8 protein-coding genes are annotated in these 12,442 nt (G+C 40.3%); all 8 read right to left on the bottom strand.

What is annotated here, in order from left to right:
* A partial coding sequence (locus MB14_RS16190) for an NHL domain-containing protein (protein WP_157716605.1) occupies positions 1–5,433 on the bottom strand: 5,433 nt, incomplete at its 3' end.
* 301 nt (positions 5,434–5,734) lie between these two features.
* Positions 5,735–6,508 (bottom strand): LytR/AlgR family response regulator transcription factor, encoded by a 774-nt coding sequence (locus MB14_RS16185; protein WP_062593426.1) that lies wholly within the window; start codon positions 6,506–6,508, stop codon positions 5,735–5,737.
* Entirely contained in the window at positions 6,508–8,445 is a 1,938-nt protein-coding gene (locus MB14_RS16180) for a tetratricopeptide repeat-containing sensor histidine kinase (RefSeq protein ID WP_062593424.1), read from the bottom strand. The genes MB14_RS16185 and MB14_RS16180 overlap by 1 nt, the downstream gene beginning before the upstream one ends.
* A gap of 349 nt (positions 8,446–8,794) precedes the next feature.
* Positions 8,795–9,271 (bottom strand): Dps family protein, encoded by a 477-nt coding sequence (locus MB14_RS16175; RefSeq protein WP_062593423.1) that lies wholly within the window; start codon positions 9,269–9,271, stop codon positions 8,795–8,797.
* Positions 9,272–9,289: 18 nt separating this feature from the next.
* Positions 9,290–9,607 (bottom strand): rhodanese-like domain-containing protein, encoded by a 318-nt coding sequence (locus MB14_RS16170; RefSeq protein ID WP_062593421.1) that lies wholly within the window; start codon positions 9,605–9,607, stop codon positions 9,290–9,292.
* 5 nt (positions 9,608–9,612) lie between these two features.
* Positions 9,613–9,897 (bottom strand): rhodanese-like domain-containing protein, encoded by a 285-nt coding sequence (locus tag MB14_RS16165; RefSeq protein WP_062593419.1) that lies wholly within the window; start codon positions 9,895–9,897, stop codon positions 9,613–9,615.
* A 113-nt stretch (positions 9,898–10,010) separates the two neighbouring features.
* Positions 10,011–11,048: a cytochrome d ubiquinol oxidase subunit II gene (cydB, locus tag MB14_RS16160; protein WP_062593417.1), complete on the bottom strand. Its 1,038-nt coding sequence runs from the start codon at positions 11,046–11,048 to the stop codon at positions 10,011–10,013.
* A 5-nt stretch (positions 11,049–11,053) separates the two neighbouring features.
* Entirely contained in the window at positions 11,054–12,424 is a 1,371-nt protein-coding gene (locus MB14_RS16155; RefSeq protein ID WP_062593415.1) for a cytochrome ubiquinol oxidase subunit I, read from the bottom strand.
* Positions 12,425–12,442 lie beyond the last annotated feature (18 nt).

Raw genomic sequence — 12,442 nt, 5'->3', positions numbered from 1 at the left:
TTCTGCAAAGTTGGCTGTGGTTAGTGAAGTAAATACTGGATCAGTATCATCCACATTAGTCACGGTAATGGTCACATCTTGATTCACAGAGTTAATTCCGTCACTAGCAATCACATTGATCGCATAAGTATTGTTGGCGTCACCATCTGCTGGATTTTCAAAGTCTGGAGAGTTCTTGAAAGTGACTACACCCGTTGCTCCAACAATATTAAATAAGGCCTCATCATTGCCTGTGCCTAAGCTGTAACTAACGGTGTTGGCATCTGTGGCTGCTACCGTATAAGCTGTGCTTGTTCCGTTTTCTGCGAAGTTGGCTGTGGTAGCAGAAGTAAACACCGGGTCAATAATGTCACGATACTCGTAAGCTCCCATATCAATAATATCAGTAGCTGGAGCACCATCGTAGAGGCGAGGACTACCCGCCAAATCTTTGTCTGTTCCTAACGTACCAGTGTATAAGGCATTGTTTCCTGTGTTTACTGCCGGACTTGTATGTTTTAAACTATAATCGCCATTGGCTTGATCAGTGAAAAGATCGTTAACTGTTAAGCTTGTCGCATCTATATTTCCATCAGACACGTCCGAACTACCTTGTACCACACTATTTTCAATAGTATAGGTTCCTCCATTATATATACTTATCTCATTCCAAACTATACTGTTTTGAATTGTAGCGGTTGAGGTATGAATATAAATACCTTCACCATCCGAGGCCGCTGAATTAGCAATAATAGTTGAGTTGATTATTATGGAGCTAGAGCTGGCACTGTTGTAAATAGCTCCCCCATAATCGTCTGCTGAGTTTCCTATAAAAAGGCTATTGGTAATAGTAGGGCTTGAACTATTGTAATTGTACATGGCAGCACCACAAGAGCCTACTTTATTATCCTTAAAGATACTATTGCTCACTTTTGGCGCAGATGAATGGTCGTTGAAAATTCCACTTCCATAATCACTTGAATAATTATGAACAAAAGTACTCTGCTGAATAGTTGGTGAAGAAGCATCAATGAACATTCCACCACCATAATTTCTGATAAAAGATATTGAGTTAACGGTGATACTGTTTGATCCATTTGCATTAGCATTTGTAACAGTAAAGCCATCTACACGGGCTTTACCAACTGAACCTGCACTTATGATTACATGGTATGCGTTTTCTGTATTACCAGAAAAACTTATAGAACTTCCAGTACCCGTAACTACATCGTCATCATTAAAATCACCACTTAGGATAGTAGCATTAGCTGTTAGGCTTAAATCTCTATCGGTTAAGGCTGTTTCTGTTCCTGCAAAACCGCCATACAATTCCACATTATTTACTAATAAAAAGGCATTGTCTCGAGGATCTGTTCCAACTGCAAAGTCTTCACCATCTTCTGGCGTGTAGAGCGGTTTGTACGTACCACCCGCAACCCAAATTTGCAAAGGCGTAGTTGCCCAGGTATTATCATAATTTTCTTTTGCCCACACGAGTGCATCTGCCAGTTCAGTAACGGCATTCGCCCAAGAGCCACCTCTACCATTACCTCCTCTTACATCTTTGTTCACATAGAGAATGTTGTCATCATCTGGAGTTAAGACACGCGACACATCTACCACAAAAGACTGAGTAGCTGTTGCTCCATTGCCATCGCTGGCGGTAAGCGTTACATTATGATTTCCTGATTGACCCGTAGCATCACCTGATAATTGGTCGCCAAAAACTATTTTTCGGATAAGATGATTGCCCAATTCTGCTACAAAGACCTCTCCATCAGAATTCATCGCCAAACCAATAGGGGAATTAAAACGAGCATCTGTTCCCGCCCCATTTTCCGAGCCAGTATTAAGGGCTAAACCTGCAATTGTTGTTACCTCTCCTGCAGGGGTTATCTTTCGAATCGTATGATTGAAAGCGTCAGCAATCAATAAATTGTTTGAGCCATCGACCAGTACATCGTATGGAGTATTAAAAGAGGCACTTGTACCTGTTCCATCAGCAGAACCAGTACTGCCTGTTCCTGCAATTGTGGTCACAACTCCGGCAGGTGTAATCTTTCTAACTAAATGGCTGTTTTGTTCAGTCACATATAAATTGCCAGATTCATCGATCTCTATGGCATCGGGGCCACCGAAAGCAGCGACCAAGCCAGTACCATCAACTGGGGTTCCCGAGCCAGAGCCTGCGAATGTTGTTACCACTCCAGTAGGAGTGATTTTTCGGATACGATTGTTAACAAGTTCGGTAACGTACAAATTATCCGATCCATCAATGGCCATGCCTATAGGGCCTGAGAAACTCGCGTTGGTTCCTGTAGCATCAGCACTTCCTCTCACTCCATTCATACCCGCAAAGGTTGTTACCACGCCAGCAGGAGTGATTTTTCGAATAGTATGATTTCCAAAATCTGCTACAAATAAATTACCGGCAGCATCCATTGCCATACCGCTAGGATTGGCAAAGCTCGCTGCGGTACCAGTACCATTGGCTGACCCATAATCTCCTGAACCAGCGAATATACTTACTACTCCAGCGGGAGTTATTTTTCGAATGCGATGACTATAAGAGGACACATATAGATTACCTGTGTTATCCACAACCATCCCAAAAGGCTGACCAAAGCTAGCGGCTGTTCCAGTACCATCGGCATAACCAGAAGTTCCTGACCCCGCAAACGTTGAAACAGTTGCACTTGAACTAAGTGAAAGCCAATCAGGTTTTACAGTTGCTGTTACAGTTACTGCATCATTGTCTATATCGCTTGTAGTTATATTATATGTATAAGTAGCATTATCATTTCCTGCAGTGACTGCATTGGACGTAATTGAAGGGTCTTCATTTACATTAGTGACTGTGATGGTCACATCCTGATTCACAGAATTTACACCATCGCTAGCAACCACATTGATTACGTAAGTATTATTGGCATCTACATCAACAGGGGTTTCAAAGTCTGGAGTGTTCTTAAAGGTTACAACTCCGTTGGCGATATTGAACAGCGCATCGTCAAAACAACCGCTCAGGCTATAAGTCAAAGCATTGGCATCTGTAGCTACAACTGTATAAGCAGCACCTATCCCGTTTTCTGCAAAGTTGGCCGTGGTAGCTGAAGTAAATACTGGGTTAATTTCATCAATGTCTGTAACAGTAATAGTTACATTTTGATTGACAGAGTTTCTACCATCACTAGCAATCACATTGATCACATAGGCATTGTCGGTATTTCCGTCTGCTGGGTTTTCATAGTCTGGAGCGTTCTTAAAAGTGACTACTCCTGTTGTCCCAACAATATTGAACAATGCTTCATCTTTTGCATTGCCTAAACTATAGGTAACAGTGTTGACATCTGTAGCTACAACTGTATAAGCAGTACCTGTTCCGTTTTCTGCAAAGTTGGCTGTGGTGGCCGAAGTAAATACTGGATTAATTTCATCAATATCTGTAACGGTAATGGTTACATCCTGATTAACCGAATGGGTTCCGTCATTGGCAATAACATTGATCACATAAGCATTGTCGGTATTACCATCCGTTGGATTTTCAAAGTCCGGTGCATTTTTGAAGGTAACTACTCCCGTTGCTCCAACGATATTGAATAGTGCTTCATCTTTCGCATTTCCTAAACTATAGGTAATAGTATTGGCATCTGTGGCTACTGCGGTATAAGCAGTGCCTGTACCGTTTTCTGCAAAGTTGGCTGTTGTGGGTGAAGTGAAAACTGGATCATTAAGATCCACGGTAGCAACATCAATTTTCGATACTGTATTAACAAGGTTGCCAGCGACATCTTCTGCAATAGCATACACGTCATATGCCGTAACGATAGATAGACCTGCGACATTAAAGGTATTAGAAAAGCCTCCAGTAGTTACTGAGGCGTTACCGCCAGTTACAGGTGTACCTCCTCCATTAGCATTCCCTGCCTTTACATCAGCAGCTGTAGGGGCAGTAGCCCCATCAGGTACAATCACATAGTAAAGCTTGCCAGCTTCATTCATATCAAGATTAAGGTCAAATATCTTCTCACCTATATTGGAAGACGATGGTGTGCTATTTTCAAAAACTGGTAGTACCGTATCCTTAATTATTGTTTTTGTAACTGTATTGCCAGTATTACCAGCCGCATCTTTATGTGTAAAATTTAATGTAACCGTACCATCTCCTAAAATTTCCATTTCACTCAATCCAACCGTTTTACTGGAGCTTAAAACACTCCTCCCAGTTGTACTAGCACTCCCACCACTGCTACTGGAGAAATCATATGAATAAGTACCCCCAACTTCGGCTCCTGAAAAAGTAAAACTTATGTTCGATTTGTTAACAGCATTGACAGATGTTTGATCAAAGCTCACTGTATAACCTGTGGGGGCAGTAAAATCTACCGTATGGCTTACTCCCCCAGTATAGGCTTGTACATATCCATTATTATTATTCCCGTTCCCAAGGTCATCTGTAATATTGGTATTGCTTTTTAAGTCTAACCTTAATGTACCGTCTCCTGAAATTGCATTAACGGTTACATTCACTGAAGTTCCAGATACCGCACTTATGGCACTAATAGTACCTTGCGCTGTTCCCGTTTTTGTTAACTGAAAGTCATCTATACTAAGATTGTTGGCGCTTTCATAAAAGCTTACAGTATAGTTAATAGATGTAGCACTGCCTGAAGGTGAGCTGGCAACCAAAATCTTCTTCACATCTGGAGGAGCCAGATCAGTTGGAGGAGCAAAGTTAAATGTATCCAAAATACCATTTGGGTTGCTCACCACCACGCTATCTACATTCGCAAAGCCTCCATCCAAAGTGCTAGGCGAAATTCTAGCACCAGAAATGCTCGTTGCCGCTGAGGTGGTTGCTACAGACTTTGTGTTTCTATAACCTGAAATGCTAACCGTCTGATCATCAACCCCTATTGCATACAGACTCTGAAAATCAAACTCACTTCCGTCAGTCTTTTTGATTACTAGATACGCCTTATCAATACGGAGAGACCAATCTGGGTTAGTAAATGGAAAACCCTCACCGAATATGCTGGCATATATGGCAGTTGGAACCAAAGAAGAATTGTAATGACTAAATACAAAATCGGATCTTGTCAGCGATGCACCCAAGTTTTGACTATTTGACCATCCTTCACCAGTAAAATCAATCACTGTGACAGGCACTGGTACAGTATAGGGTGTAAAACTAGATATGTAGATATTCTCATCGACCTTTGGTGCACTATCATCCATTCCCGAATAGAAAAACGGAGTAGTTGATGCGTCTGAATTACTAGTGCGCTTAATAATTAGAGAACCATCATTATCGGAATCAGAAAGGCTATTCGCAAGAGTGATTTGAGCTTCTGCCTTGCTAAAAATAAAAAATGACAGAAGGAGTGCGATAAGCAGCTGAATTCCTCTGAGAGGAAATCTAAGGCTTATGGGTGCTTTACGGGAGGTATTCATATTCTAGTGGGTTGGTTCTAAATACGTTCTTTACTTGACCCAATTATCAGAAAGAGTCTATCGAATGTATTGCGAGATCATGGCTACATAAAAAATGATTGACCAAGCCACAGAGTTGGTGGGTGAAAACGGGAAAGCTGGGGATGAAAATTTTAAGGAATTAGAGAGCAGGAGATCAGTATATCGGTAAATCAGGACAACAGTATATCAGTAATCGGTGAATCAGAAATCAGGAGAACAGTTGATCATGAAATCAGTGGTTAGAAAACAGGTTTAGAAATGGAGGTGATCAACTGAATTTTCAGCCTGGCAAATAGGCCAAAAGTGCATCTCTTCTTTCTTTCACAATGGGCAATTCTTCATTATTGACTTTAATACTATTGCCACCAATGCTTTCAATCTTTTCTACATTTACCAAATACGACCGGTGGGTCTGAAAGAAGATATCAGCAGGTAATTTGGTCTCCATATTTTTGAGGGTTTCCTTGAGAACTTTCTTCTTCCCTTGACTGTGGATTTCAATGTAATTCCCGTCTGATTTTATGTAGTCAATTTCGGAAAGGATGATTTTCACGTACTGATACTCATCTTTGATAAAGAGTGCATCCTTAATGAGCAAGGATGGCTTTTCTTCCTCTTTTTCATCAAATGATTTACTCACAGAAAGAGTTGCTTCTTTTTGGGCTGGCGTTTTGTTTTCTTGGCTGAACCTTGCCAAGGCTGTTTCAATAGCAGCATAAACGCTTTGCTGAGCCACAGGCTTTAATAAATACCCATACGGCATGGTTGATGTAGCTTCTTCAATGGTCTTTTTATCGCCCAAAGAGGTTAAAAATACATACGGAATATTGAGTTCTCTTTTCAACTCACCAGCCAGCCATATGCCCGTTTCTTCTCCTTTTAGATTAATATCTAGCAATGCAATATCGGGCTTTAATGTTTTCGCTAGTTCTAGTCCTTTAGTAGCACGAATGGCTGTTCCTACACATTCATAGCCCATTTTCTCAATCATGCTGATGATGGACTGTGCGATGATTACTTCGTCTTCAACTACTAATACTCTTACCTTCTCCATTAAACTGCAAACTTGAGGTCAAAGGTAGTTCCATTACTATTGTCGAAGTTGTATTCTCCTTCCAACTGATCGCTCAACATTCGGGTGAGTTTCAAACCTAAAGAAGATGACTGAGTCGCGTTCAATACTTCATCAGGAATTCCATGACCATTGTCTGAAACAGTCATACGGTATTCGCCTCCCTCTTTTTTTAACACCACTTTAAATACCCCGCCTCCCACTCGTTTTGCATAAGCATATTTGAAGGCATTGGTGCTCAACTCATTAATAATAAGCCCAAGCGGAACGGCTGTATCTACATCGAAGAATACATCTTTGGCTTCCACTTGCAACTCAATATTTTTAGCCATATCACCAAACGACAGCTTTATTTCTCCAATCAATTCTTTTAAATAATCATCGAAGGGAATATGCTTTAGATCATCATTCTCATAGAGCTTCTGATGAATAAGTGCCATTGAACGTACTCTACCCTGCCCTTCTTCTAATAACCTTCTAACATCTTGATTTTCCGACTCATCAGATTGTAGGTAGAGTAAACTCGCAATGATTTGAAGGTTGTTTTTAACCCTGTGGTGAATCTCCTTTAACAGCGCTTCTCTTTCGGATAGAGATTTACTCAAAAGCTCATTTTTAGAGGTGATTTCCTTATTACTCTTTGTTTTGATTCGATAGATAAGGAAAGCAACAATACCTAACAAGACAGCACCAGCTATGGCTCCATTTCTTAGTAAATGCTGTTGCTCTAATTCTAGTTGCTTTTCGGTTAGTTGTGCTGATTGAAGAGCCAAGTCTTGATCCTTTTTTTCTGTTTCATATTTGGTCTGCATCTCACTAATTGCCCTCGTGGTTTCTTCGGTATATAGAGAATCATCTAGGTTTTTGTGTCGTCTTAGGTAGGCGTATGCTTCAGGGTATCTCCCCAACTTTTCAAAGGATAGGGCGATATCATTTACAGTTTCTGAAATGTCATTCTTATACCCTAAAGACTCAAATAAAGGAAGTGCCTTAAGTGCCAGGTCTAAAGATTTTTGGTAGTTTTTTACGGTCAAATTAATAGTGGACAAATTCGAATATGATCTTGCCATACCATCTTTATCATCTACTTCTCTAGCAATGGCCAAACTTTTATTTAGATATATCGAGGCCGAGTCGTATGAAAAGTGTGCCTCTCGCGTATAGAATGTCCCTATATTCGAAAGGGTGGCGGCCATAACATTCTTATTGTCCAGTTGTTCAGCGATTTTAAAAGCTTTTCTGGAGTAATTCAGGGCAGAATCTTCATTGTCTAATTTGGTAAATGCAGCGCCAAGGTTTTGATAGGATGTCATAATCCCATTGATATCTTCCGCTTGCAGTTTAAGCTTAAGCGACTTATGGTGGTACACAATGGCTTGATCGTATTGTTCCAGCCTATCGTAGACACTGGCCATATTGTTATACACGGTTTGCTCAGCTGCAGGATTAGGATATCTTTTTAACATTTCCAGTCTGGCCAAAAATGACTCTAGGGCCATTTCATAATTGCCGAGCAGTATATTCAAAGCCCCTACACTTCCCAAAGATTGATTTGCCTGTATAGTATCTTGAGCGGCCAAAGCATCATCATAAGACTTCTGAAAGTAATATAAGGCCGAGTCTTTTACGTTTTTCCTGAAATAAGAAACCCCTTTTGAATAGTAGGCTTTGTACTCTCCTTCCGCGTAGTTGATTTTTTTCGAAAGCTTAATCTGTTTATCCGCAAAATAAAGTGCAGAATCCTGATTAACTCTATCGTATTTAATGGTCAATTCTCTGTAGATCTGTGCCTTTTCAATGTTATCCTGGTGACCTATTAACAATTGTTTAAGACTATCTATAGGGCTTTGCTGAGCGTTTAGCGATACAGAATACACAAAGAGGAAAATCAAGAGGTTACGAGGAAGCATCCATTTCATGTAGCTTTGCTATTTAGGTTGAAGCATTTTGTACCAATGCTGATCCTCTCACGAAAAGCAGTCAATAGTATGGTTTGAAGTAAACACCTTTCGCCTCTCTTTCCTAATTCACTTTTCCTTTTATTAATGCTAAGCTATGTGTATTATTTGAGTGATAATAAATTTCATATAGCCTCATGTAAAAAGCCAAAGCAGAATAAGCATTTTTAATTTTTTAAACCAAACCTGTTTTCGAATTCACCATCTTATTTACCAACCAACCCTGTCTCATTCTTCTGTTAAAGCATAAAAAAACTCCCTAAAAGCTTCTGCCTTCAGGGAGTTTTTCGAAATCAATTCTATGCTATTCTTATCTATTCAAAAATGAAGAATACATCCAAACTAGCTTTTCTTGTTCTCTGATGTAATCGCTCATCAAAGCGTTTGTTCCTTCGTCATTGGCATCAGCTGCTAAATCTAAAATTTCGCGTTGTAGCGTTATCACCATTTTAAAGGAGTTCAAGATGTTTTCTACAGCCCTTACTCCGTTGGTTACTTCACTACTTTCCTTAATGGAAGAACTGGCAGCATACTTTGAGTAATTATGTTCTGGGGTGTGTCCTAAGGTCAAAATTCGTTCTGCTAACTCATCAATTTTAAGTACTAAGTCATTATACAACTCTTCGAATTTCACATGAAGTTCAAAAAACTTCTCACCCTTGATATTCCAGTGTGCACCGCGTGTGTTTTGGTAAAAAATTGAATAATTGGCCAATAACTCATTTAACTTTTTAGCTAATTTCTCGGCCTTAGTGCTTTCAAGCCCAATTGCGTTTGTGTTGTCCATAATTTTACGGTTTAATGTCTATCTAATTTTATGCTGAAGACTTGACCAACCACCACCATTATACACTTGTGTATAACCATTGGCTTTTAGAATATTCTTGGCCGAAGCACTTCGCATGCCCGAAGCACAACAGGTAATAATGGGTTTATCTTTATTCTTCAATCTACTCAAGTTGGCACCTAAAGTATCTACCGAAATATTGATCGAGCCATTGATATGCCCTCCTGCAAATTCGCCCTTCGAGCGTACATCTAGAACAACAGCTCCCTGCTGAACAAGTTCCCTAAAATCGACTTTTGGCCCTAAACCGAACAATCTTTTTAATCCTTCTAACATTGCTCTTAAACGTTTTTAGACTGAACATAATTTACATCTAACCAGCTGCCTCCATTATAGCACTCGATGCCGTAGCTCGAAAGAAATTGTTCGGCTTGGCCACTGCGATTTCCTGATGCGCAACACAATACCAATGGTGCCTTCATGGCTTTAAGTTCATCAATCCGCTGAGGAACCTCAGGCAAAGGAATGTTTACCGAATTGGCTACATGCCCTCCCCTAAATTCTTCTGGCGAACGTACATCCACTATACTGGCTTTACCCTGATTGATTAGTTCTTCTATATTCATTACTTCTTGTTTTATCTAACGCTTATTTTCAATGAAACAAATGTACAATCTTTAGCCTTTGGGCTTAGTTACATTTGTTACAGAACCTAGGCCAGTACGCTCAAATACCTGATTTAATAACTATGATCATCGATCTTGACCTTACCTCTGAATGTCCAGAACACGAAAAAGGTATATATAGCTATAAGCGGAACAGCAATCATGGCAATGGTGAGCATAATGCTTAAAGACTTCTCAGAAGCCGTAGCATTAGTCAGAGTTAAACTGTAGTCAGGGTTAATCGAAGAAAAAAGCATAACTGGAAAAAGCTCAAAGGCTACCAATAACAAAAGGGAAGCAATAACTCCCGAAGATGAAGCGAAAGCCCATTTATATTTCCTCTTCGATACAAGGCGGGTAATGTTAGCCACTAAAAACACAAGACAGGCAGGCAATATGAATAGCCATTCGGCCTCTTTTAGTTTTTCAGAAAGATGAGGCACATACAGTAAAGTGTAAAAAGTAAGGTGCAACAAACTAAGTACAAAAAAGATGGTAGTGTTTTTTATGATGACGGTTAACCTAGCATACAGACGCCCTTCGGTTTTCATCCCCAAATACAAAGCTCCATGGAGCATAAAAAGCGAAAGGGATGTGACGCCAGTTAATACACTGAAAGGATTTACAAATGAAAAATCCGTTTCTCGGCTAAATTCACCATCGGCTCCAATAGGCATTCCTTGTAATACATTTCCGATTACCATACCCAAAGCAATGGCCATTATTGTACTAGAAATACTGAAAGAAATATCCCAGGTTTTACGCCACCAGGCCATCTTTTCTTTCCCTCTGAACTCAATGGAAACTGCTCTGAAAATAATCATCACTAAAAAGAGCATCAAAGGAATGTAGAGTCCCGAAAAGAGAGTAGCATATACGGGAGGAAAGGCTGCAAAAAGCACTCCTCCTGTAATCACAAGCCATACCTCATTTCCGTCCCAAACCGGACCTATAGCATTAATAGCTATCCTTCTACTTTCTTCTTTCTTAAAGAAGAGATGGATTGCTCCTACGCCCATATCGAAGCCATCGAGAATCGCATAACCAGTTACTGTGGCACCTAAAATCAAAAACCACCAAGTTGTATATTCTATGCCTAAAAATGTTTCCATAGCGCTTATAAGTTAAATGCTTGTTCGGATTGATTTGGCCTATCATCTTCCAAACGGTCATCGTAAGGCCCATGCTTAATTTTCTTATTGAGCAGATAGATAAAGAGCACAAAAAGAAGCAGATACACAAAGAAGAAAAGAATAAGCGTAAATAGAATTTGATTAGCTGTTACTGCCTGAGAAAATGCTTCATCGGTTCTTAACAAGCCATAAACCACCCAAGGTTGTCTTCCCATTTCTGCAGCAAACCAGCCTACCTGATTCGCAATCTGAGGAAGAAAAACCGCCCAAGCCATCAATACCAAAAACCATCGGTATTTAAACAGTTTGCCCTTCCACCAAAGGTATATAGACAGAATACTAAGCCCAATCAACACCATGCCTATAGCAACCATAATATGATAAAATTGAAAAACAGCATTGACTTGTCCGGGAATTTCATCTTCAGGAAAGTAGTCTAACCCCTTAATTTGCGTAGTAAAATCTTGATGGATAAGGAAAGTGAGAAATTTAGGAATCTTCAACCCCGTCACCTCTTTGTTATCGTGATCTACCCAACCAAAAAGGTACATATCACCCACGGCCAAACTATCATAGTGACCTTCGAAAGCAGCAAGCTTAGCGGGCTGATACTCAGCAACTCCATCTGCTGATCGGTGTCCGGTAAACAATTGGGCAAAAGAGGCTACGATGACCACCACCAAGGCTATTTTGAACGCAGGCTTGGCAATTTCTAAATAGCGCCCTTTAAGAATGTAATATGCGTTAACACTTATCACTAAAAAGGCGCCTGCCAGAAAGGCTCCTATTAAAACATGTGAAAGCCGATCGACAGAGGATGGATTAAAAACCATGGCCCAGAAATCGGTGATTTCCGCTTTTTGGTTCATTCCCTCACCTACAATTTTGAAACCAGCGGGGGTCTGTTGCCAGCTGTTGGCCACCACAATCCAAACGGCAGAAAACATAGAGCCGAATGCTACTCCAATGGTTGATACGAAATGCACCCAAGGTTTTACACGGTTCCAACCAAAAAGGAGAATACCCAAAAAACCAGATTCTAATGCAAAGGCAAAAAGTCCTTCGGCAGCAAGTGCACTCCCAAAAATATCGCCTACATAGCGAGAATAAGTAGCCCAATTGGTGCCAAACTCAAACTCCATTACAATTCCGGTAGCTACGCCTATACCAAAAATCAAAGCAAATATTTTTACCCAGAAGCGGGTCATGGTATGGTAAATCTCCTTTTTCGTGCGGAGATACATTCCTTCCATAATTACAAGAATTACCCCTAAGCCAATACTCAGAGGCGGGTAAATGTAATGGAAAGCAATAGTGAAGGCGAACTGTATTCGGGCGAGTATTTCGGTATCCATAAAGCGATTAGTCTAGTG

It is taken from the genome of Roseivirga ehrenbergii (assembly GCF_001593005.1).
Lineage (GTDB): Bacteria > Bacteroidota > Bacteroidia > Cytophagales > Cyclobacteriaceae > Roseivirga > Roseivirga ehrenbergii.
The sequence above is the reverse complement of the archived record's forward strand: the minus strand, read 5'-3'. Positions and strand labels throughout refer to the sequence as shown.

What these genes read in the sequence shown, in the direction of transcription:
- MB14_RS16185 (WP_062593426.1), bottom strand. Translation starts at nt 6,508, where the DNA reads ATGGAGAAGGTAAGAGTATTAGTAGTTGAAGACGAAGTAATCATCGCA.
- MB14_RS16180 (WP_062593424.1), bottom strand. Translation starts at nt 8,445, where the DNA reads ATGAAATGGATGCTTCCTCGTAACCTCTTGATTTTCCTCTTTGTGTAT.
- MB14_RS16175 (WP_062593423.1), bottom strand. Translation starts at nt 9,271, where the DNA reads ATGGACAACACAAACGCAATTGGGCTTGAAAGCACTAAGGCCGAGAAA.
- MB14_RS16170 (WP_062593421.1), bottom strand. Translation starts at nt 9,607, where the DNA reads ATGTTAGAAGGATTAAAAAGATTGTTCGGTTTAGGGCCAAAAGTCGAT.
- MB14_RS16165 (WP_062593419.1), bottom strand. Translation starts at nt 9,897, where the DNA reads ATGAATATAGAAGAACTAATCAATCAGGGTAAAGCCAGTATAGTGGAT.
- cydB (WP_062593417.1), bottom strand. Translation starts at nt 11,048, where the DNA reads ATGGAAACATTTTTAGGCATAGAATATACAACTTGGTGGTTTTTGATT.
- MB14_RS16155 (WP_062593415.1), bottom strand. Translation starts at nt 12,424, where the DNA reads ATGGATACCGAAATACTCGCCCGAATACAGTTCGCCTTCACTATTGCT.